The organism is Bradyrhizobium sp. USDA3516, from assembly GCF_057651995.1.
Window position 1 is genome coordinate 96138 of the sequence record NZ_JBYGYN010000010.1, and the last position, 22262, is coordinate 118399.

General features: G+C 57.9%; 12 protein-coding genes. 8 read left to right on the plus strand and 4 right to left on the minus strand.

From position 1 onward, the window contains the following. Positions 1 to 703 precede the first annotated feature (703 nt). From AC24YW_RS28010 to AC24YW_RS28025, 4 genes are all read left to right on the plus strand, one after another. Positions 704 to 1426: a nodulate formation efficiency C protein gene (locus tag AC24YW_RS28010; protein ID WP_487485748.1), complete on the plus strand. Its 723-nt coding sequence runs from the start codon at positions 704 to 706 to the stop codon at positions 1424 to 1426. Between the two features lie 1725 nt (positions 1427 to 3151). After that, entirely contained in the window at positions 3152 to 3907 is a 756-nt protein-coding gene (locus AC24YW_RS28015; RefSeq protein ID WP_487485933.1) for a thermonuclease family protein, read from the plus strand. Between the two features lie 8 nt (positions 3908 to 3915). Further along, on the plus strand, positions 3916 to 4659 hold the full coding sequence (locus tag AC24YW_RS28020; protein WP_487485749.1) for a carbonic anhydrase: 744 nt from the start codon (positions 3916 to 3918) through the stop codon (positions 4657 to 4659). Between the two features lie 1761 nt (positions 4660 to 6420). Then, complete coding sequence (locus AC24YW_RS28025) at positions 6421 to 7587, plus strand: acyl-CoA dehydrogenase family protein (protein WP_487485750.1); 1167 nt, start codon at positions 6421 to 6423, stop codon at positions 7585 to 7587. Positions 7588 to 8619: 1032 nt separating this feature from the next. Here AC24YW_RS28025 and AC24YW_RS28030 read toward each other — a convergent pair. After that, positions 8620 to 9267, minus strand: coding sequence for an FkbM family methyltransferase (locus AC24YW_RS28030; RefSeq protein WP_487485934.1), 648 nt, complete (start codon positions 9265 to 9267; stop codon positions 8620 to 8622). Between the two features lie 1042 nt (positions 9268 to 10309). Here AC24YW_RS28030 and AC24YW_RS28035 point away from each other — a divergent pair. From AC24YW_RS28035 to AC24YW_RS28045, 3 genes are all read left to right on the plus strand, one after another. Further along, positions 10310 to 10624 (plus strand): co-chaperone GroES, encoded by a 315-nt coding sequence (locus tag AC24YW_RS28035; RefSeq protein ID WP_074448393.1) that lies wholly within the window; start codon positions 10310 to 10312, stop codon positions 10622 to 10624. Positions 10625 to 10706: 82 nt separating this feature from the next. Continuing rightward, positions 10707 to 12347, plus strand: coding sequence for a chaperonin GroEL (gene groL / locus AC24YW_RS28040; protein ID WP_487485751.1), 1641 nt, complete (start codon positions 10707 to 10709; stop codon positions 12345 to 12347). 815 nt (positions 12348 to 13162) lie between these two features. Next, entirely contained in the window at positions 13163 to 13951 is a 789-nt protein-coding gene (locus AC24YW_RS28045; RefSeq protein ID WP_487485752.1) for an acyl-CoA dehydrogenase family protein, read from the plus strand. Between the two features lie 1648 nt (positions 13952 to 15599). Here the strand turns inward: AC24YW_RS28045 and AC24YW_RS28050 are convergent. The 3 genes from AC24YW_RS28050 to AC24YW_RS28060 form a co-directional block, all read right to left on the minus strand. After that, positions 15600 to 16433, minus strand: coding sequence for a YopT-type cysteine protease domain-containing protein (locus tag AC24YW_RS28050; RefSeq protein WP_487485753.1), 834 nt, complete (start codon positions 16431 to 16433; stop codon positions 15600 to 15602). Between the two features lie 681 nt (positions 16434 to 17114). Continuing rightward, positions 17115 to 17522 (minus strand): DUF7694 domain-containing protein, encoded by a 408-nt coding sequence (locus AC24YW_RS28055; RefSeq protein ID WP_443110876.1) that lies wholly within the window; start codon positions 17520 to 17522, stop codon positions 17115 to 17117. Positions 17523 to 19136: 1614 nt separating this feature from the next. Continuing rightward, complete coding sequence (locus AC24YW_RS28060; RefSeq protein ID WP_487485754.1) at positions 19137 to 19370, minus strand: hypothetical protein; 234 nt, start codon at positions 19368 to 19370, stop codon at positions 19137 to 19139. Between the two features lie 1684 nt (positions 19371 to 21054). On the opposite strand from AC24YW_RS28060, the gene trpD reads away from it, so the two are divergent. Further along, positions 21055 to 22068, plus strand: coding sequence for an anthranilate phosphoribosyltransferase (gene trpD, locus AC24YW_RS28065; protein ID WP_487485755.1), 1014 nt, complete (start codon positions 21055 to 21057; stop codon positions 22066 to 22068). The last annotated feature ends 194 nt before the right edge of the window (positions 22069 to 22262 follow it).

Sequence of the window (22262 nt, forward strand, 5' to 3'; positions counted from 1 at the left end):
TTCTCTCGACTAGAAGATCCCTATTGAACACGTCAAGGCAGGCGGCGCAATCTAGCAACATACGCGGCGAGCACGGTTGAATTTTCGTGCCAGCCAGACTTCAAAGTTCGTCGATTAAGTCGGCTTCGTATGCCAGTCATCATGTAGGCCGAACGCCGACGGCAACTATAGCGAACCACACTGTTCAATGACGGCAAACCCATTCCCGATTCTCATCAGGCACCTGGCATAGAGGCGTTCACCTCTTCCGCACACTATCCTGTGCGGGACAAGGATGCACAAACTACGGCCGATACACTGAATGAAAACATCGAAACGTGCGCAGGTCGGAAAGTCGACAAGAGGGACATAAAACCCGTGCAAATCTCCGCCTGCTGCCTGGCACGAAGAATGCAAGCCCCTCGACATACCCAGTCTTTTCTGCTGGGGACGTCCAGCACAGCCAATTGACGCTGTCGCTGGCTAGAGAAGTTAGCGGCGCGTGACATAGAGGGGAGCGCCTGCCTGCGCGGGACAGCCGCGGGTGCCCCGTCGCGTCTCCGTAAACTTCTTGCGCTCGCTCATAGTAGGTTCAAGGTTGCCCGTTTTGGAAGATGTACGGATGAAACGCGATAGGCCAAGGGCTATGAAGAGAATGTCGGGAAGACCCGCGCTATGGCTTGCCGTGGGCGGACTTCTAATCTGCCTAGCCTGGCCGGCTGCCATGAGCAACACTATTCGCGCCAGCGACAACCCACTTGTCGACAGACTCAAGTCAACGTGGCGAGCGCAAGATGGTGAGACAATAGAACAAATCATCTCCAATGTCTCGAAAGTGGCACAGTTCGTCCCTCAGATGTGGGGGGTCGTCGAACTTGGCGAAAGCGACCATGTTTTCGTTTCGTGGACCAGGCACCGAGACAACAAATCAGACGAACAGTACGCGATCACCTGGAAAGTCGCGCTCGACGGTACGATTGAGCTTGCGTCAACCTATGCGAAGCCGATGGAATTGGGCTGGCGTGCCCTAGCGCTCTCGTTGATCGCCAAAGAAGTCGCAGATGGTGAAAGGGACGCAAACCTTAGCTTTCTGCATGATCCAAGTAACTTCAACTTTGTGACTACGCCGCAAGGCCCGCTCGGCGTCCTTCTGCGGCAAGGCCGATGCACTATCATTGAACCTGTTGGGGTAGACTACTTACCCAAGCAGAATGACAAGCCGAACGAGAAAGGCGATCTATGGCGCATTCTGCTCTTGGTGAATTGCGATATCCAAGGACCACGTTATTTTACACACAACGGGGTCATCACTTTCGAGAAGAGCGAAGGCCAAGATTGGGAGCCACAATCCTCTTTTGCCAAGCGCATCGCGAAATTTCCTCCGGGCTCCTGGTTCCAACGGACCGAGCCAAAGGAAGAGGAAGACTCAGGAGAGCGAAGGCCTTAGCAGACGGTCTCGCAGAGCAACACCGCACCGCAGCTGCCGCACGGTCGAATGCCTCGTACTAACTGCAAGAGACACGCGCTCTGCAGCTGCGTTGTTTAACGGCTCCGCAACAGTCCGCCTGCCTTTCTCGCAGCAGTTCGGCCCGTCGTACGGAAGGTCGAGCAGCACGATTGCTTTTTTCCGCCAGGTGTCGAGCTCAGTGGCGCGTACTAGTTTGCGAGATGTGGTTTGCCCGCCTGCACTCCACCCTGTTCGAGTACACCAACGGCGGGGGAACCAGCTCTCATGCATTCTTCACGAGAGCGCTTGAGATGCCTCCGGCCAAGCCGATTCGGGTGCGCGCCGCGCATCGTGTTATTGCGCGGCACACGCAGGAGCGTGAGCCTAGCGACTTTGAGCCGGCACTAGGGACCGATGCTGAGACGAAACGGGCGAGGAAGTTACACTGGTAGCACCCCCCGGCATACCCGCTGAGCGCCTGCCCATCTCCGAGTGCGCAGGGCAGGACGCTCCGCAGCTGTACGCAAACAACGTCGAGCGTCCAGATTGACTCGGTCCTAAATTTCCTCGCACTCATTCGTCTGCACGTCATAGACCCGGATTTTAAGCATGGGAAACCGCTTCTTTAATTCTGCTCCACCTGCCGTGGCACCGTCTTTGGTTGCGAATTCGGCTCTGAGTTGGCCATCTACTTCAAGCGCGTAAGATGAGACCGGTACTTCCCGAACGACTGCAACCATGTCATTCCCATTATGTAGTGAGGTGCTTCAGGATGATGTGTAGCTTGAGTCGGCTAAACCGCACCAGAGCCATTCGCCCCGAGTACGCGATGGGCAAACGCGTATTGTGGACCGAAACCTCACACTGAATTGCATCAGGAGGCACTCGCGACTGTCCGAACACGTAGGCAGGCAAAGCCCGCGGCTCAATATCGCAGCGTTTCCAATTCCTGGAGAAAACGGACGCTGATGCCAGCGTCGGGTAAGCCACTTGAGATCGCGGGGAACCGTCACTACCCAAGAGCGGCGGCCCGTAGCGCCGCCTGAGCCATAAACAGTTCAATTCTTGTACACACGTCTGGGCAGTAGCACTAACGACTATGGTGCCGCGCGGAGGAGCCAAATGCCATAATGCGATTGGTATCAAAGATCAGCTCGTCTGGTGTAACAAGGCACGGACTTGCGCGGTTTGCTCGAACAAGAACGCTTCATTTACGCGGCGAGCGTTGAGTCTGAACTCCATCGCGTCTTTGTCTAAACCGGTCAGAGCGAGCCAGACCAGATCCTTTTTGGACATCTTTTTCGTGACAAGACTTTGGGGCGAATTCATCGCCCTCATCGGAACCGCCCAGTTTGCCGATGGAAGTCGTCACCAACCATGGCAAGGTAGCTCCTCCAAGCCTGACTCCACCGCACGCACCGACGCTTCATAATCCTCATTATTTTGCAAGGAGCGAGCACAGCGTTCCAAGCTCGGGTGTTCAGCATCCCGAGTTCGGCGCCACGCGACGAGGATCTCCTCCTCACGTCCAGAGGGTACAGCACTCTCGCGGTGAGAGAACCGCCGACGCTCGAAGGATACCGCCGCAAACGGCAAGAATTCTCTTGATCCTTACGCAGCGTCAGGTCGTAAGTTCGCACTCACGCCAAGCTCTCATAACGCACACATCGAGGCCGGCGGAATGGACAGCTGCGGTCAAGCGCTCTGGACCGTATCGTGCGTAACATGGATCAGGAGCGAAAGGCTAATGTCGGGATGAAGCACCGCGGAATTATGTTCGCATTGATCGCTCTCATCACATCTCCGGTTTCCGCCGCGACACTCAGCGGTGCTCCGCGCATCCTCGACGGAAATACGATCCAAATCGAGAAAACCACCGTTCGGCTCTCAGGCATCGAAGCTCCTGAGACCGATCAGATTTGCCTCGACGGCCAGGGCCAAAAATGGGCCTGCGGCGTAGTTGTTCGCGACGAGCTCATCAAGCATTCGAATGGGCGAACGTGGGATTGTCATACCGGAAGAGTCGATGAGTATCGGCGAGCCCTCGGCAGCTGCTTCATCGAAGGCGAGGATATAAACGCCTGGATGGTACGCTCGGGCTTGGCGCTATCGGCCTTTGCATCTCACCATACCTACGTTGTTTATGAGTTGGTGGCCAGCACAGCCCATGCGGGGCTGTGGTCCGGCGCGTTCATCGCGCCCTGGGACTGGCGTCGCCGCAATAGGAGCACGATTATCGTGGGCGCGACGTCGGTTCCGGTCGACGCTCAGGAAGTCCTGCTTGGATCCGTCTTGTTATTGGAACCGCCGTCCCCCGAGTGCCCGATAAAAGGCACAGTCGAGAGCAGAGGCGAGCGCATTTATTACCTGCCAGGGCAACCCGGTTACGAACAAATCGACATGACGAAGAAGCGCGGCCAACGCTGGCTCTGCAGCGAAGCGGAAGCCGAAGCCACTGGGTGGCGTAAGGCCGTGCCATGAGGCGACACATGCAAGCAGCCCATTCTCAAGACATATACCATTTAACCAAGCACGCGCGTTCGCGGCGGTCACTGTTGCTGTTTGCTGCTTCGACGGTTTTCCTGCGGTTCGGCAATAAGATTGTCGACGCGAAGGAAGCAAAAGGCCCGCCCAAGCCAAACAACGTACTCTCGCCAGATGCTGCCCTGAATCGGCTGCTGAACGGGAACGATCGTTATGTCCAGGGCGCACCACGAATCGACGATTTCAGGCGCGAGCGGCCGGTCTTGGTTGAGGGACAAAATCCATATGCGGCGGTTCTGAGCTGCGCCGACTCCCGTGTGGTCCCCGAACTTGTCTTCGACAGCGGACTAGGTGATCTGTTTGTCTGCCGCGTCGCCGGCAACTTCGCTAACGATGATACGCTCGCCAGTATGGAATACGCGGTTGCCATACTCAACACGCCGTTGATCCTCGTACTTGGCCACGATCATTGCGGTGCGATAGACGCCACGATCAAGTCGCTCCATGAAGATAAGCGGCCGCCGGGGCACATTTCATCCCTGGTCGCTGCACTTTCTCCTGCAGTGAAAGCAACTGGCGACCAAGGCGGCGACGCGTTCGCCCAAGCAACCCGACAAAATGTGATCGATAACGTCAACAAATTCAAATCGACGGGCCCGATTCTGAACGCCGCAGTCGAGCAGAACCGACTGAAAGTCGTCGGGGGCGTGTACCGGATCGGCACCGGCAAGGTCGATATTGTGAGCTGATGTCAGTACCTTCACACTCCGGCAAATCGTCTGCCGCCTGATACAGCGCATCTGTTCCGAGCAGTTTTGTTAGTCCACCGTCTACAACGAAGACGCCGGATACTATCCGCTCCACAATTGTCATCGCTTCAGGACTCCTTAGATATGCGCGGTCTCTTAATTCTTCTGTTGTTATACGCACTCATGTTGGCAACGCGTGGCCACCATCCAGAAACCCACATAGCGCGTCCGGCAGCATTTATGCCTCCTGGTTGAGCCGCCAACCCAATGGAGGTGGTTCAGGCAGCAGATCGCAACGCGAAGAATTGCAAGCTCTGCACTCCAGAGCACGCGACGATCCCGAGAGCTTCTCAGCTCTGAGCGGGCAAGGCATCCACGGTCCTGCATCAGCCATTTGGGAGACCGCGACCGTCGGAAAGCCAGCCTCGCATCAATCATACGTTAGATCGTCTCGTTCGCCGTCCTCCATGACGAGCTCGACACGAGAAGACACTCGAAGCTTACAAAGTGGCGTCGCCTGTACACGGACGCCGGTGTTAAGCCGCGGCGAGACTTAGCGAATGTTTCGAGTTCTATCTGCACAGGTGACGTCGGTGCGCCAGCCATGTTTCAATGGCGCGCATCGCATCTATAGGCCGGAAATCAGCTGGCAACCGCTTCCGAAATCAGGCTCTTGCACGGAGTCGCTGAGTGGGAACAGAGCACCAGCTTCAGATCGTGTGGTGCCTGGTCTGTCGCAACGCTCGTGGTGCGCGCATAGTTGTCGCACGAATTTGGCAAGCTCTGCCAAGATCGGAAGCATTGGTAGATCGCCGAAGAAGAAGGCGCCAGCGGCCGCAAGAGGGTCGGCCAGCCAGGAATGTGCACGAATTGCTTGCGTTCGGTACGACAGAACGTGGACAGGCTCCTCTGTTGCTGGCAAACCCGGAACGCCTCCGAAACCCGTCCAAAAAGCTTCGTCTTCGCTTGCATGAGCGGTGCACTCTTGCAGTCACCTCGAACCAGAGTTGATCGTGCAATTTCGGCGTCTGGAGCCGCCGTGCGTTTCTTGAACACCTGTGGTCTGGAGATCCGCTTCTAAGCAAGCGCTCACCAGCACTCGCACGAGCAGCGAATTTTGGCTGATGGTAGCGTCAGGAGACCGGAGCAGGACTTAAGCTTAAGCAGGAACGTTGAACCCGGTCGGTGGCGGTCGAGGTCCGCCCCTGTGGTTTTCTTTGCGGCTTGTTGAGTTAGTGACATCTTGTGCCTGAAAGCAAGCACGGAGACACGAGCATTGTGCTGGCATGGCACGGCAAAGTGATCTCGCGCGATTCAGACAAAGCCGGCAGCCATGCTTCATGGCACGTCAATTGCTGGGAGGCCGCAGGCTTGGGCGCACTCCCAAGCAACACTCAGGAATTTCACACTTGGTTCGACCCGGCCTGTCCCAAGTGTGACCACACGTTCATGTGGAGAAGACATGCACCGCATTCCCCGATCGACCGCCAGAGACCCAGTGCGGTAAGGGAGAATCGTGCCGCCGCAGCGTATCGGCTGCTTTGCCGGCCAGCCTCAATGCCAGAACAATAGCTATATCTCGGTCAGGCCTCCGGCCGCTTAACTTGGGAAGCTACCCTATGCAATCTCATGCATTCGATATCAACTGCGACAGCTTTGAGAATGCCGTCCAGCGGGTGCCAAATCACCTGGCCTCGCCATACGCGCAGTCCATATGAATGACGGGCGGCGATGATCCGCTCAAGATACGGAGGATGATCTATGAACGCTCCCCCAGAAGAGATAACTTCCGGGACCCACGCCGCGGCTGCGACCTGGGCTGATCTGTCGCCGCTACTCGTCGAGATCCGTGCGCGTCGCAACGAGTTTAGCCGCGCGCAGAAGATTCCAAAAGACATCGTCGACGGCTTCAGACGCGTCGGCGTCTATCGGGCTATGGCTGCCAAGCGATTCGGCGGTGAGGAGCGAACGCCGGCCGATTTTTGTCGGCTGATCGAGCGCATTTCCGAGGCCGACGGCTCCGCCGGTTGGGTCGCCAGCTTCGGGGATGGAGCTCGCTACCTCGCTGCTCTTCCGGACGACACCCTTCGCAAAGTGTACGCCAATGGACCTGACGTGGTGTTGGCGGGTGCGCTTTTCCCGCTCCAACCCTCTAAGCGATGCGCCGATGGATTTATCGTGAACGGCGTGTGGCCATTCGCTAGCGGCTCACCCGAGGCGGATTTGATAGGAGTTGGTATCAGATTGGAAGACGATCCGAGCGGTGACCTCCCGCGTGTAGCGGTGATGCCGGCCGAGAAGGTGACAATTCGGCCCAATTGGGACGCCATCGGACTGCAAGGCACCGGAAGCCACGATGTCGTGGTCAGCGACGTCATTGTGCCAGAGGAATGGACCTTGATCCGCGGCGGTCCGCCGACACTTGATGGGCCGATCTATCGTTATCCGGCCGTCGCCTTCGCCGCGCAGGCGCATGCGATTGTCGGCATCGGGATTGCGCGCTCCGCAATAGACGACGTAATCGCCATGGCCGAAACCCGTGCCTCGATCACTGGAGCGCCCGTGATGGCTGAGCGCGGCTATGTCCAGCTTGAAATCGCCAAAGCCGAAGCCATGCTACGTTCCGCTCGTTCCTTCTTTTACGAAGCCACGGAAGAGCTGTGGAAGGAAGCGCTCAAGGGTGAGGTAAATCTTGGCACCACGACGCTAATGCGGCTCGCCGCGACGAACGCCGCGCGGCAGGGGGCTGAGGTCTGCAGGATTGCGAGCGGTCTTGCTGGAACTGAGGCGCTCTATAGCAACAGCAATCTACCTCGGGCCATGTGCGACAGCTTCGTGGTTGCCCAGCACGCAGCTTTAAACGAGGGAACGCTCCAGAGCGCTGGCCGCGCCCTGCTGGGAAGTGCAATACAGCCGGGCTTTCCATAAAGCGGGGCACGCACGGGCAAGCCACACGCCACGCCAACGGATTACCACACTTGCGTGATGATGTGGTCTGCCGCTGAGGACATGGCCCCTTGTTTCAATGTGAACAAAGACACCGCTGGGCTTCCCCCCTTTGAGCCCGCTCCATATCCTGGACTACCCGTTCGTTGTCCAAACATACGAGCCCTTATAATCTCTTGGCCCCTGCCCCGATCATTGACGTGGCCGCGCAGAATACACCTGAACTTCAGCGCAACGGCTCGCGGCTCAACTCACGAACTCTCCAAACCACCGCGCAAGCGGGCTCGGCTCTCGCACCGGTTGCCTACTTGCCGCTTGGGGCGCACGGTGCGGAAGAAGCTCTCCACGGCGCACTATCCTAGCACTCACCCTTGCGGCTCATCGATGCGGCACGCCAGCACTGGCAACGGCCGTGCGACCCTAATCTAAAGCGTACTTTACACCCTCGATTGGAAATTCGATCAATCCGCTCTTGCCCGCTGCTGGTGACTCGGCACTGACGGAGCAGAAGAGACGCTTCGGCTCGCATGAGGGCGCGCTTCGCCCGGCCGGCTATCTTGCGACTGAAGAGATCCATGGCGCCGCAGATACAGCCAGCCCTATGCCGTTTGGATGGAGTGATATCGGCAAGCCGGACTGGTTTTGGCTGCCCCGATGAAGCCGTGCGATCAGTTCGGCGTGATCGGCGTTAGATGCTGGCGAGTGTCGGTGGAGCCGAACCGACGTAGCGGCGCAAAAGGGCGCGCGAGCGCCGTGCTGCTACATCAGCCGTTCGATTGCCACGGTAGCCCCACGGCCCTGCCTCCCTCAGGACCGCGTGGACCCGAGGACTGCGATGGCGGTGGCCGCTCCCGATGGACCGGCCAACGTGCACGCCGGCCCAACGGCAACCGCAGCCGCACTGCCTGTCCGGCTCGCGATAACCGCTCGCCTTGATGATCAACGTTGTGCAGCTGCGGCCAGCGTAGAGGCCGCTGGCTAGGCCATGAATGAGACGCTCGATATGAGTAGCCGCTAGGCACGCGTATTTTTGAGCAATACATCACCTTCCACTGCGCGCGGATAGTGAGCCGCCACTTCAAATGATGGCAACAAGTTAAGAATGGCTTGCAGGGACAACTGCCCTTCATAGAGCTCGCGGTCACTGTATTCGGTGTAGATGAAGCGCGTGTTGCTCAAGGTCCGCATACCGCCGGCGATAACGTCGGCCTCAGCTCCCTGAACGTCCATCCAGATAAAATCGACTCCGTCCAGCTTGGCTTCGCTGCACCAGTCGTCCAGCCGCCGTGTCGCAACCGAGACAGGGTGATCAAACCGGACCCAATCGTACTCGGTAAGATGGTTCTTTGGACGGCGTATTGAACCCGATAGGTCCCAATCTATCGCGTCGCCATCTGCATTGCTTGGATGGAAGTCGATCATTCCGTTTCGATCACTGATGGCGATTTCAAACAGCTTCACCCTATTGAGGGATGGGCCGAGCTTTTTCTTGAAGCGCGCGATCGCTCGGGGGTCCGGCTCAAAGCAGTAGAGCTGGGGTTGCGGGCACAGTTCTAGGAACTTTTGCGTATCAGTCCCGTCATTGCAGCCGATATCCAGGATGACTGGATTCGGCTTCTGAAGAAGTGAGACGATGTGCTGATGTACTTCTACGGATGACACAGCTGCTTTTCCATGGTGCGCGGAGATCTGGTGAATTTCGCTTTCGAAGCCGCCATCACACGCCGGAAGCCGCTGCACAACGTATATCAAGGTATAAGATTCATTTATCCGCCAGTGCTCTTGATCCACGACAGCTGTTTGGATGCCATCGAGATCAACCGGAGAGGCTATCCCTCGCGATGCAAATCTCGAACCTATCGTCGGAAAGTGCGGCCTCAGTGAGCCAGATCGTCGTCTTAGCTCTTTCGAGTTGCCGAAAGAACGCCTTCGTTTGGGCGTCACCTGTCAGATATGGATGCCAATTGCGCAGAATGTGCTCTGCCGACTGATGGCCGCCATCTCAGATTCGCTGCCAGTAGCTCCCGGCGGTCTTTCCCTCGCGCTCGTGGGCGAGGAACGAAGTCGGCGAAAGCCCCCACGCACGCATCGCTCGGCGTAATCAAGCTTTCGTGGCGCGTGCAACTTTCTTCAAGTTCTGTCGGCGGATGAATGACCAGAGTCAATTCGGTAGGCTTTGAGCGCCCTGCCACGGTTGGACGCGGGCATTCCGATACAATTCGATGCTGACCTGCCTTGGAGCACGCCACCTCTTATAAGAAACAGCACCTGATTTTTCGAGATCGTTGCATACATATTCGCATGCACGAGTACGGTAGATTTGACGAGCCGCTCTTCGATAAAGCTTGTAGACCGCACGCTTCGCCGGCCACACTGCTAGATTGTACCGTCAGGTACATCATGTGAAATCCCGACGTCGTCGAAACCCGAGGCCTCTCGATAAGTGCAACCGCCGGCTGAGCAACGTTGAAGTGTCCCGGGTCTCTCTGCGGCGTTTCGAAGAAGCGCAATGTCATTTTCACAACAGCCGGGCGGGCTGTGCACCTCAGCGCGTTTGCTTCCGGACAAACACACACGCTGCCGGGCAATGCTTTTGCAGAACTAGAAGGATAGATCGCTCAGCGCATTTCTGGCCTGACTCTTGCTACAGTCTACTTGTCACATTGTGCCTAACTTCAACTGTTCAAACGCTCAGGAGACCTCTATGACTTTCCGTCCGCTTCACGACCGCGTCGTGGTCAAGCGCATCGACGCAGAAGAGAAGACCGCTGGCGGCATCATCATTCCCGACACTGCCAAAGAAAAGCCCTCCCAGGGCGAAGTCATTGCAGTTGGGCCGGGCGGCCGCGATGAGGCCGGCAAGCTAATTCCGATCGACATCGAAGTCGGTGAGCGGGTGCTGTTTGGCAAATGGTCCGGCACCGAGGTCAAGATCGATGGGCAAGACCTGTTGATCATGAAGGAGAGCGACATTATGGGCGTTCTCACCGATGTGTTCTCCAAGAAGAAAGTCGCCTAATCCTGGGCTCGCACAGCTCACCTCCTGAGGAGAGCCCACCGGGTCGCTGAGGGATGAAGAAACGGAACTGAGGGAATTCTCTATGTCAGTCAAAGACGTGAAGTTCGGAGTAGATGCGAGAGATCGTATGCTGCGCGGCGTCGACATTCTCGCCAACGCCGTACAGGTTACGCTTGGTCCAAAGGGCCGCAACGTCGTGCTCGACAAGTCGTTCGGCGCGCCACGTATTACCAAGGACGGCGTTGCCGTTGCCAAGGACATCGAACTCGACGACAAGTTCGAGAACATGGGCGCCCAGATGGTGCGCGAAGTGGCTTCGAAAGCTGCGGATGCTGCCGGCGACGGCACCACCACCGCGACCGTCCTCGCCGCCGCAATCGTGCGTGAAGGCGCCAAGTCGGTCGCCGCCGGCATGAACCCGATGGACCTCAAGCGCGGTATCGACCTCGCGGTGGAAGCCGTCGTGGCCGACCTCGAGAAGAACTCGAAGAAGGTCACCTCGAACGACGAGATCGCCCAGGTCGGCACCATCTCGGCCAACGGCGATGCCGAGATCGGCAAGTTCCTCGCCGACGCCATGAAGAAGGTCGGCAACGAGGGCGTCATCACCGTCGAGGAAGCCAAGTCGCTCGAGACCGAGCTCGACGTGGTCGAGGGCATGCAGTTCGACCGCGGCTACATCTCGCCCTACTTCGTCACCAACGCCGACAAGATGCGCGTTGAGATGGACGACGCCTACATCCTCATCAACGAGAAGAAGCTCTCCTCGCTGAACGAGCTGCTGCCGCTGCTCGAGGCCGTGGTGCAGACCGGCAAGCCGCTGGTCATCGTCGCCGAGGACGTCGAAGGCGAGGCCTTGGCCACGCTCGTCGTGAACCGTCTGCGCGGTGGTCTGAAGGTCGCCGCCGTGAAGGCTCCGGGCTTCGGCGATCGCCGCAAGGCCATGCTGCAGGACATCGCGATCCTGACCGGCGGCCAGGCGATCTCGGAAGACCTCGGCATCAAGCTCGAGAACGTCACACTCAACATGCTCGGTCGCGCCAAGAAGGTGATGATCGACAAGGAGAACACCACGATCGTCAACGGCGCCGGCAAGAAGGCCGACATCGAGGCGCGCGTGGCCCAGATCAAGGCGCAGATCGAGGAGACCACCTCGGACTACGACCGTGAGAAGCTCCAGGAGCGTCTCGCCAAGCTCGCGGGCGGCGTCGCGGTAATCCGCGTCGGCGGCGCGACCGAGGTCGAGGTGAAGGAGCGCAAGGATCGCGTTGATGACGCGATGCATGCGACCCGCGCGGCCGTGGAAGAAGGCATCGTTCCGGGCGGCGGCGTCGCCCTGCTCCGTGCCTCCGAGCAGCTCAAGGGCCTGCGCACCAAGAACGACGACCAGAAGACCGGCGTCGAGATCGTGCGCAAAGCACTGTCCTGGCCGGCCCGCCAGATCGCGATTAATGCCGGCGAAGACGGTTCGATCGTGGTCGGCAAGGTGCTCGATAACGAGCAGTACTCTTTTGGCTTCGATGCGCAGACAGGCGAGTACAGCAACCTCCTCTCCAAAGGCATCATTGACCCGGCCAAGGTCGTGCGCATCGCGGTCCAGAACGCCTCCTCGGTGGCCGGGCTGCTGATCACAACGGAAGCGATGGTTGCCGAGCTGACCAAGAAGGGCGGCGCTGGCCCCGCGATGCCTCCGGGCGGCGGCATGGGCGGCATGGACTTCTGATCCACCTTCTCAAGTTCTCGATGACATGCGAAACCCTGGCAATAATGTCAGGGTTTTTTGCATGGAGCGGCCGGTCGCCGGTTGCCAGCCCCCGAAGGTCCGGTCCATCCTATCCAATGTGCGCAGCGGCAGGACCCCGACTCAAATTTCATGTGGTTCGCGACGACAGTACCGCGTCCGTTACGACCATGGAGCCCGGCTATTTTGACTGACGAAGCTGCCTCTGCTCATCCAAATATTCGAACCCTTGGGGGTGCGCTAGACCCGGCGCCGCCTGCCCGCTTTCGACCTCCTTGCCCACTTTCTTTTTCCTGTCGCGTAGCTGGAAGCGACGAAATGCCTCCGTGACGTTTCGCACTTACATCTTGTGACCTAAGGGCTCGTTTGAACCCGGAAAACATTCTCAAAAATGACAAGGTATTTTGCGGAAAGTGCGATGGTTATTCTACGCCTCATTTGGTCCTCGCGGACGGGCCTCCCCTCAACTCCCCTGCTGCGGAGCTCGGGGCAGGGCATGCTTTAGTACGATCGAAAACTAAAGTCGGAAGGCTTGCTTCGCGTCCGATCTCTAGGGTATCTGATGGGAACGGTGGGTGCTTTGCAAAAGAACTCGCCGGCGGGGCGGCCGCAAGACACTCCGGCCCTCGGCAGTGTGCCTATACTGCGCCTGCATCCACACTATACCAATGTCTGGCCAAGGTAGCCTCTCGGATGAACTGGCACGAAACGCGGTCAGGATCTTTGTGGTCTTATGGCCATGTACACCCAAGTTTACGCTCAATTCGGGGAGACGCAGGAACGCTTAGCTGAAGGGCATGCAACTGCACGATTCCAGTTTCATCGCTGAGCTCAGTCAGCTGAATTTCGCAGACGCGGATGACCGCCGAGCCTTCCCTCCGACCCTCCACAGCATCTTGGCAAGGCATGGACTGTTCGGGCTCACCGCACCAGGAGAGCACGGCAGATTAGCTCTTTCTTTGCAAGAGGCCATCAACCTCATCTCCGCCACCGCATCATTCGATGTCTCCGCTGCGTCGACCGTCGTTATTCGTAACTTCCTAGCTTTGCCCTGCATCGAAGCGGCACGGCACATACCCGCACAAGCCCATATCATTCGGGGTGCAACAAGCGGCGCTCTCTGCGCTTTCGCTTTTGACGGAGCCTGGAGCTGGTTCTGCCCCGAGACATATAAAGGCTGCGGCTTTCCTGCACGAAGAAAAGTGCGTATCTCTGGCCGCAAAATCTGGATCGGCCTTGCTGACTGGGCTCGCTGGATCGTTTGCTTTGCGCGCGCGTCAGGACCCGATGCGAAAGGTCGGCTGGTTGGTGTACTCGTTGACAGACAGGCTCCAGGCCTAAATGTACGCACGAGCATCGTACGCTCGGCCTACTTGGCATCATTCAGAATAACCCTGGAGGTCCAGGACGTCGAGATGCCCCGTCTTACGTGCTCTCTCGCGCTCAAGACGGCTGGGGTGCGGCGGCATCTGGTAATGAACCGCGGCCGCATCGGTGTGGCTGCTAGGGTCTTGGAGCCCTTGAGCGCACTATCCAGGTCGCGGCCTCTTACGCAAGCCATCGTCGGCTTGGTAAACTGCGCATGATCGAGAACAGTTACATTGAGCAGCTATTTGGACAGATGGTGCTGCGGCCGGAAGTAGTGAAGGCGATGCTTTGCCGGCACGACAATCTGTCCTAACTCGCCGTCGGGCTAATCGGACACTCGCCACCTTTCTTCACGACGCGGTTTGCTCTATTCGCTCACCTGTCCTCTCAGACGACTACCTTAAATTGGCGCAGTATGTCTGACGTCTCCCGCATGTCCGACGACCTTCCACGCGGTGGTTCCGCGCGGGGGCGCAACTTCCGCAAGCGGAAACGCCCGTGAAAACTGCCACGTCTACATGCGGCACGCGCTGCTATGAAGGCCTAACCTTATTCCTGGCGGCACGCCGCGGCAGCGGAAGGCTTTCCCGTTCAAGAGCCCCCGATATCACTCCCCGATCGGGGCTGGCGCTCGAGAGGGCTGGGCCGCCTCGGTTCCCCGCGCGCTGCAAACATCGATAGGCGTCGTGTGGTTTAAGCGTCCTGCTGCCACCTTTCGCTGGCACATGGCATATCCGAGTTTTCACGACCTCTTAAAGGAGGAGCCTGCGGCTGTACTCAACAATGCTTTTAAGTCAAACTTCCGCTAGGCCGGTGACGGGGTTCAAGACGGGAGGGCCTCCCCCGCACAGGCCGCTTTCGCTTGATGTATGGCGTCGGGTTCGTCAGGTTTCGGAAAGCTCGCCCGTCTACATCGATGTTGAAGTTAGCAGCACGTGGTAGGGACAGCGCTTGCCCCGAGTATGCGTGGGGATTTGGCGCCGAGTCACGTTTCTGCTAACTTCAACCAGTGGTGCGGGCGTGGCAGAGAGAACATCTGATACATCCAGTCCGACCAGCGCCGAGTCGCGCCCAGGCTGCTTCCGACGTGAGACTGGGATCAGATCCACACTACCGGGCGGCCGTCTTCCAGATCAAGCTCAATGCCCGCATGCGCTAGCTCCGTCGAGGAGAAGGATCTCACCTCGCATTATTCGGCAAGTAACTTCTCAAACGCTTTGTAGTCCAGCTCGGCGGAAACTTTCGACCGTCAGGCTTGGAAGGACGCAGTGCATAGTGTTGTCACTGAGCTAGATCATGGCTGAGGTTTTCACCAAAGCCCGGACGTTAGGGGAAGTGCAGCGACGATGACAAAGGCGCGGATTGTTGCGGAGCTCGTGGCGAGTGAGGACTCGGTTTTCGGCGCCGGTGCGACTGCATGCAGTTGTCGTCAGCTGCAGCTTTTTGGTTGGCGAATCAGTACAGAAGGGGCTGGCGAGGATTCCGAAGCAGTCGAACTACAGCTTGTGCCGGCTCTGTGGATGCCTAGTCACCGACCTTAGCCCTGAGCGCGATTGGGGGGCGGGCATCGGAACCCACACGAGCAAGTTAGCCTGACGGCTATCGATCCTGCTCGAGTGCAAGCGCTGGCGTAGGCCTTGAGGCGGCGAGGGCGCGGGCTCACGAACCTGAGTGATCTGACGATCTATATCGCCTGAACACTCTCCCGTCTCTGCACTACTTCCAGAGAGCTTCCGTCGAGAGCACCGATCCAACACCCGAAGAACCGCGTCGAGTGCATCATCTAGGCGACGCGGCCGTCCGGCACCGACCGATGAGGTTCCGTGCGGGGGCATCGGGTAAGGTCCGTCGCAACCTAGGAAGTCCTCACGTCACCCTTTGTGTGACGACAGTCGATATGTGCATTTTGTTCGGGGGGCTCCTGTAGCGCTCCGCAAGACTCTTGAATAATTCTCCGACCTCATCTGACGAAACAGAAAATTCCCCATAGTTAGGATCAAAGAGGGTCGTCGTTCCATTCGACGTCACTGTCGCAATCATGTGGGCGCCACCTGCGGCGAAACGCAAGCTGACCAAGTACATGGACGCATCCTTGGTGAGCTCCTTCACGATCTGGTCAATGCCCGAAGATGTATCAAACCTATACTGCGTCTCTTCAGCAGACGGCTCTAAGCCAGCGTCGCGTAACGTTGTGCTTTTTGCCTGGAGGTTGCGAGACCCTTCCGCGCCATCGTTTTTCAATTGAGCCTTGAGCTCTTCGTACTGTTCTTGCCGACTTGCCGCTGAGCGGTGCTTTTCAGTGTCTGGGAGCAGAGCCCTCATTCGGGATGACGGGCTGCTTGGGAGGTTAAGGAGCCACTCCGCTACCAATCCAACACAGATTCCGTTGACATTGGCTTCGGGCAATTCAGCAGTCCTGTAATCGAATAGAGCGCGGACAGGGCTATCGGCAGAGGATAACTCCGAGCTGGAGGACAGAGAGGAGCTGTGGCGCGAGTTGCTTGGACTATAAACGATTGAATCTGAGGTATGTGGCTTGCTGAAGCAGAGCCCCATCCTGTCGATCAATTCGCCGGACGGCAGGCTCTCTCGTCGCGCGACTTGAGTGAGTGTTTGCGCAAATTCGCTACTGTCTGCGGCCCTGATCGATCCGTCAACTTGATCAGCGCGTGTGTATTGGCCATCGAGTCGATTATACATGCTGGTTCACCTGCTTCTTCGGCGCACGCGTCCCCAGGGAGATCGCGCTGCTTACATCTTTCTGCGGATGATATCGCAGCAAACTGACGAAGAGCTGACCACCAACAAGCCTGGGGAAGCTACCGCCGCGACGGCCAATTGGTTGAACGACAGTGCCACTCACGAGCGGGGCTGCAGGTGTGAGGCAGTGGCCGAACGGCTCGTTACTCTTGCACACTTACGGAGGGCGAGCTTGGAATTGCAGATGCAGTCAGGATGATGGCGACGCTGGACTGCGCGACCGTCGGTTTGGTGGTCGATCTTATCGTGTTGCGCCGCTCGGTCGGCACAACTTCGCCTCCAACAGTGCGCAATTCGCGTCCCAGGGATCGGCCATCGGCGAGTGAGATGCTGTTGTTGCCGCTGATTTACCTTCAGCACAGATCCGAAACACGGTTTGAACATAAGTTACGATCTTGTTCACTCTACAATAACTGGCGTAGACATTTCTCTCGGCGACTCAGTGTGCCGTTAGCCGCTCGTGTTTGACGGCGGCATTTCAGGTTAAGCCCGCCTGAACACTGCAACAGCCGAGCGAACCCGACATACACCCGCATGTGACACGTCATTTCGGGAAGCCGAGCCGGTGCTTGTGCACCTGCTCGACCTCACCTTCTGCTCGACTTCTGTCAGCTCAGGCTGTCATGCTGTCGCGCTCATTCGCGCGAACAACGTTGCCGCATCTGAGGGACTTAATCCGACGACACCTACGAAGCTTGGGGACGGCATCGGAATGTCTCGATAGGTGGGCCTCCACAAGTGGAGGCAATATCGGCTGTTATTCACGTACCTCGAATGCGGCGGATGCAGTTGCATGACGCACTCTTCTTGATCCCAGAACAGGTCTTTCACAAAGCACATCTCGTCCCAGTTCGGACAGCGCCGCGGGGTCGAAACAGCGACGTGCTCCCAGCCAGGACGGACAAATGCACTTATCTTGAGTTCACACCCACAAGGCCCCTGCACAAGGAACAGACCGCGAGGGCCTGACCCTGGAGCGGTAGCGAACCGGCCGTGTTGCACGCGGCCGGCCTCCAGCTTGTCTATCATCTGCGCTCGCACGCCCGCTCCTTTGCCTTTCGGATAGCCCTGACGTCTAGGTAGATGACGTTGTCTCGTGACAAGTTAACCTGCTCGGTCCTCGACCCAGCGCTCCTAAACCACTCTACAGCGCGCCATCCGCCAAAGCCGTAGATGTGTATCATCACTCACTCTCCTCTGATTATTGCTCTAAGACGTATTGCGCCCTAGGACCGCCGGTTGCCTGAGCATGAGCGGTACCACTATCTTCGCGTCGGCGAATCTTGACGCGTCACCTCGTCTTCAATGAATTGGTCTTCCTCATGGCACGCTCCCGTGTTGGCGACGACTCATCACTCGACGGCCTCCTCGCCAAGGCTGAACAGTCCCAATGCGCCATTTATGTGAAGAATGTTCAGTTCTATGGCGTCCAAATCTGCACGCACATAGCCGCGGACGCAGGCAGCACTTTCTTTGAACTGAACCCTTCGGTGGATCGCCTGCGATCTTGGTCGTAAGCTAACGGTCAGGAACAATGGTTAGTCGATCTCATCGCTGCAACTGCGAATGTCGCCGCTTTCCCTGCGCCACTAAGATGCAGTCCCTAACGCGTTGTCCACGGCATGGCGCTCGCGAATCGCTCACCTTTTACCGCTAAGTCGGGTGTTGCTTGCGACATGAATGTCGCGACTCCGACGTCGCGCAATGGCTCCGTGTCACCAATCCACCGCATCAAAAGCGCTGCAGACAGTTCTACCTCGTGGCATGTCGCTTGCTGTGCTGACAGAACGCGACCTCGCTGTAGCGAAAATGCACGAGCAATGAATCGGCCGGACGGCCGCCGCAACGAACATCGGTTCTGATGCCCAATGAAAAGAGGATTGCTAACTTATGAGTGATGGGAGGCATGCAAAGCTTGGCATTTTTCTGTTGACCGGCGCTCAGCCTAATGAAACGACACATTGGCGCGCAACAAAGCACCGAGCGATCATGCATGTCGGCGCCGATCGTCCCTCCCGGCGACCCAAGAAAAGGTGGAACTTGTGGCTTCTGGCCGCACTCCTCATAAATGCGCTGCTTTGGGCCGGGATCTACTTAGTCATCGCGGCGTTCTTCTGAAACACTCTCGCGCATGGCCCACGCCCCGATGGACTTATGGCGCCAATCGCGATCCTGGGCTGCCACCGCTGCGAACAAACTGGTGCCAGGGCGCTTCCGCTGCTACCTGGACATTGAGTGCGCTGCTCCGGCGGACGCAAACGGCATTTCGAGTTACCCAGATGTCTGGAATTTGGCACACTGATGTGCCGCTGCAGCGTGAGGAAACGCGAAATTGACCTTTAACAGCTCAACGCGTCCGCGGCGAGTGGCATCCGGTCTTCCAAGTGAGGCGCGACGGATCGACTGCAAGGGAGGACTAGTGCCCGTATCCACCTTATGTGACGGTTAGCTTTCGAGAAGCTGACGAAACCAGGCGACCTGGAGGAAGGTTGGCCAAGCGGCCGGCTGGGCACTCACGGGTGTGGCATAGGACGGTCAGGCGCCTTGCCTTCTGGCTCACTCAATGCTCCGTACAGGCGGCAGTTAACTTTCTTTCTGATCGATATCTAGCCATTGGGTCGGCTAGAGATGACGGTAGCGACGTTACAGCTCTTGCTCAGGCCACGTATCGTCCTCATTCTTGCGCATCTGCCAGAAGTGGGCACGCCGCGCTAACTTGTCGTACTCCAATGCGATTTTAAGCAGCCTGTCTTTGGCTTTTCCGTCGATGAGCGCTTCCGCTTTCTTTCGCGTTGCTTCCGCGCGGCCTCGCCAGTGATCGGGCTGGTACAGTTTACTTTTCGGATTCATGCCGAGAGCATGCAATCCGTAGATCAACGAATTGCGACAGCGACCCTCCGTATCATCACGTAGGAGCGACGCTCGTGGCACCGGCTGCCGAAGCAGTCAGCCCCCAGTCCAAAGCAACCATTCAGAAACGGCCGAATTCGCATTGCAGTCGATGCTCATACGAAGAATGCACAGCAACCGACGGCTTCAGACCATTGCTCCCACCGAAAGACTTGAATCGCACGCAGCGTTAGATTGTAGGGTTCTGGACAAGTGGGGATCAGCTCTGACAATCAGTCGCGTGACAGTTCACGATCATTGGAATGCTTCAAGTATTTACAATCGCCCGGAACGACCGAACAGAGAGCCTCACGTCATCCAGGCGCGAGCCTGCCTCCGATTTCTCGAATTCTATTCCTGCTTCTGCTGAACGAATCGCGGGTTACGACGTCTGCGCGGCCATGGTCCGAGCACCGCAGCCTCCCCTGACCCGACGCAAGACGCAGCCTAACTCACAGATAACCCCGCCCAACCTCTTCAAACAAAGTGGAACAGAAGCGCGATGACACCAAACATTGTGTCAGCCGGTCATCATGGTCGCTCTTGCAAGGCCGAGCGCATCATCAACAACGACAAAGCACATCCGCTCTTTCTGATCTCTATGCTTCGGCAGAGCTGGCCAGGGGGCGGTTCGAGCGGCATCGTGGCGAGTCCCCTACGGTGAGAACGGCAACAGTAGAGCAACGAGCTTGCAGACAGCTAAGCAGATCCGCCTGTTTCCCGTTTTGCACGTGATGCGTTCCGGGCAGAAAGAACAATAACTAGCTCCGCCGAACAGAAGGAATGTCATGATGCAAAAACAACGAATTCAGTTGGCTCCGCACCTCAGACTCTACTACCGCGATATCGCTCTAGGCGTAGCAATGGCAACTGTAATGCTTGCGCCGGTCAAGGCGAGTGATCGAACACCGACCGCAGACGAGAAAGAGGCCTGCATGGGAGACGTATTCCGACTTTGTAGCAGTCACATACCAGATCGTACCGCTATTACTGCCTGCCTCAGGTCCAAGCAAGACCGTCTCAGTCAGCAATGTCGCTACGTGATCTCCGGGCGGGATATCGGCAATAAGAGCGGCGGGTCGAAGTGAAGATGCTGCGACCTGTCCCTCCGACTCCTCTCCAGAAGTCGTCCCAGCTTGACGTACAACACGTACACGTGGGTTCGCCGAACGGCTCACCACTTGATGCGGCGCCGGTCAACGGACGCGTCGATCGCTTCCTGGAGGCAGTCATGCGCAGGTTCATTATAGTGGTGTGGAGTCATTTCGTAGAGCTAACTAAGCTCAGTCTGCAATTGGCATCAATATATTCATAGCACGTGCGGAAGCCGCTCTGCGGTTCCGCCACGGCGGCACCGGAAATCGGCGCCTTGTGATCCGGCCGGAACATCGACAGAAAGCGGGCGCGAGACAGAGCTATTATCCTCGCATCAAGCAACTCAGTGGTCTGACTAGCCGCCGATGTCCACTCGAGAGCCGCATCGAAGTGGAGAGAGCTTGACCCTCACGTAGCGTCAGGTTGTAGCGTGGCCACAGACCCCACGTTCATCCGACGTCCCGCCTCAAGGAATCGTGCGGCAGAGCGAGAGACCGGCAGCCGCAGCAGCGCACGCGTTGTGAAGAGGGCTGGCTGAACGGACGGACCCTAGTTTGGAAGGAACGTGTAAAGTTCGATGGAACCGCTTAAATCGATCATCGGTAAAGTTGCCACCGGCGCCACTCTGACCCGCGAGGAGGCCGCGTCAGCCTTCGACAGCATGATGTCCGGCGACGCAACTCCCTCGCAAATCGGGGGCTTGTTGATTGGGATGAGGGTCCGCGGCGAGACGGTCGAGGAAATCACCGGCGCCGCATCCGCAATGCGAAATATAGTGCCAAAGGTCGAGACGCGATGTGATCCCATCGATATCGCTGGTACGAGCGATACCGTTATGTGTTCGCTGAACGTATCGACGTGCGTTTCGTTCATCGTCGCCGGCGTCGGCGTTCCCGTCGCCAAGAATGTTAACCGCGCTGCATCTTTGCGCTCCAGCACGGCAGCCGTGTTGGCGCACCTCGGCGTAAAGGTCGATCTCAAGCCAGAGTCAATTGCACGTTGTGTGCGCGAAGCCGACATTGGCTTCGTGTTTGCGTCACCCGACTTCCCGCCGATGCAGCGCATCAGGCAGATCCGGGGCGTACTTGGAACCCACACGATGTTCAATCTAATCGAGGCTCTATCGAATCCAGCCGGGGTCAAGCGGCATATCCTTGGAGTGTCCACTCCCGAATGGGTCCAGCCTCTGGCGCAAGTCTTGAAGAACCTTGGCGCCGATGCGGTATGGGTGGTTCATGGCTCGGACGGGCTCGATGAATTATCCCTCACCGACACAAGCTTTGTTGCTGCGGTTGAGGCGGGTACAGTCCGCACGTTCGAAGTCACGCCGGAAGAAGCCGGGCTCCCCCGCTACCGCGCCGATGCGCTGGAGTGCAGTGATGTCGAGGCTCATGCGTTTGCGATACAAAACGTGCTCGATGGCGTGCCAGGTCGTTTCCGTGATGCCGCCCTTCTGAATGCGGCGGCCGCACTGGTGGTGGCCGGGCGGGCCTCGAACCTAGAGGAAGGCGTGGCGCTCGGACAAGAATCACTTGATCGGGGCGCTGCAGCCGCTCGACTGAATCGGTTGATCATGGTTTCGAACGCCTGACAGCCGAGCTCGTTGGTGCCGCATCCTTGCGATCAATAGTGCAGCTTACGCGCTGGAAAATTGTTGCAGCCGGGAATGCGCGTTACTTCCGCCGATTTCTCAGGGAGCGCCGCTTGCGCAAGTTCTGGTCAAAAGAGCTCGCGCTGAACACTCAGCCCGACAGCCAACGTTTGGTGCACCAGAGGCTGTTCGAG

Coding starts and splice junctions, on each gene's coding strand:
- AC24YW_RS28010 (WP_487485748.1), top strand. CDS start 704: ATGAGCAACACTATTCGCGCCAGCGACAACCCACTTGTCGACAGACTC.
- AC24YW_RS28015 (WP_487485933.1), top strand. CDS start 3,152: ATGGATCAGGAGCGAAAGGCTAATGTCGGGATGAAGCACCGCGGAATT.
- AC24YW_RS28020 (WP_487485749.1), top strand. CDS start 3,916: ATGCAAGCAGCCCATTCTCAAGACATATACCATTTAACCAAGCACGCG.
- AC24YW_RS28025 (WP_487485750.1), top strand. CDS start 6,421: ATGAACGCTCCCCCAGAAGAGATAACTTCCGGGACCCACGCCGCGGCT.
- AC24YW_RS28035 (WP_074448393.1), top strand. CDS start 10,310: ATGACTTTCCGTCCGCTTCACGACCGCGTCGTGGTCAAGCGCATCGAC.
- groL (WP_487485751.1), top strand. CDS start 10,707: ATGTCAGTCAAAGACGTGAAGTTCGGAGTAGATGCGAGAGATCGTATG.
- AC24YW_RS28045 (WP_487485752.1), top strand. CDS start 13,163: ATGCAACTGCACGATTCCAGTTTCATCGCTGAGCTCAGTCAGCTGAAT.
- AC24YW_RS28050 (WP_487485753.1), bottom strand. CDS start 16,433: ATGTATAATCGACTCGATGGCCAATACACACGCGCTGATCAAGTTGAC.
- AC24YW_RS28055 (WP_443110876.1), bottom strand. CDS start 17,522: ATGATAGACAAGCTGGAGGCCGGCCGCGTGCAACACGGCCGGTTCGCT.
- trpD (WP_487485755.1), top strand. CDS start 21,055: ATGGAACCGCTTAAATCGATCATCGGTAAAGTTGCCACCGGCGCCACT.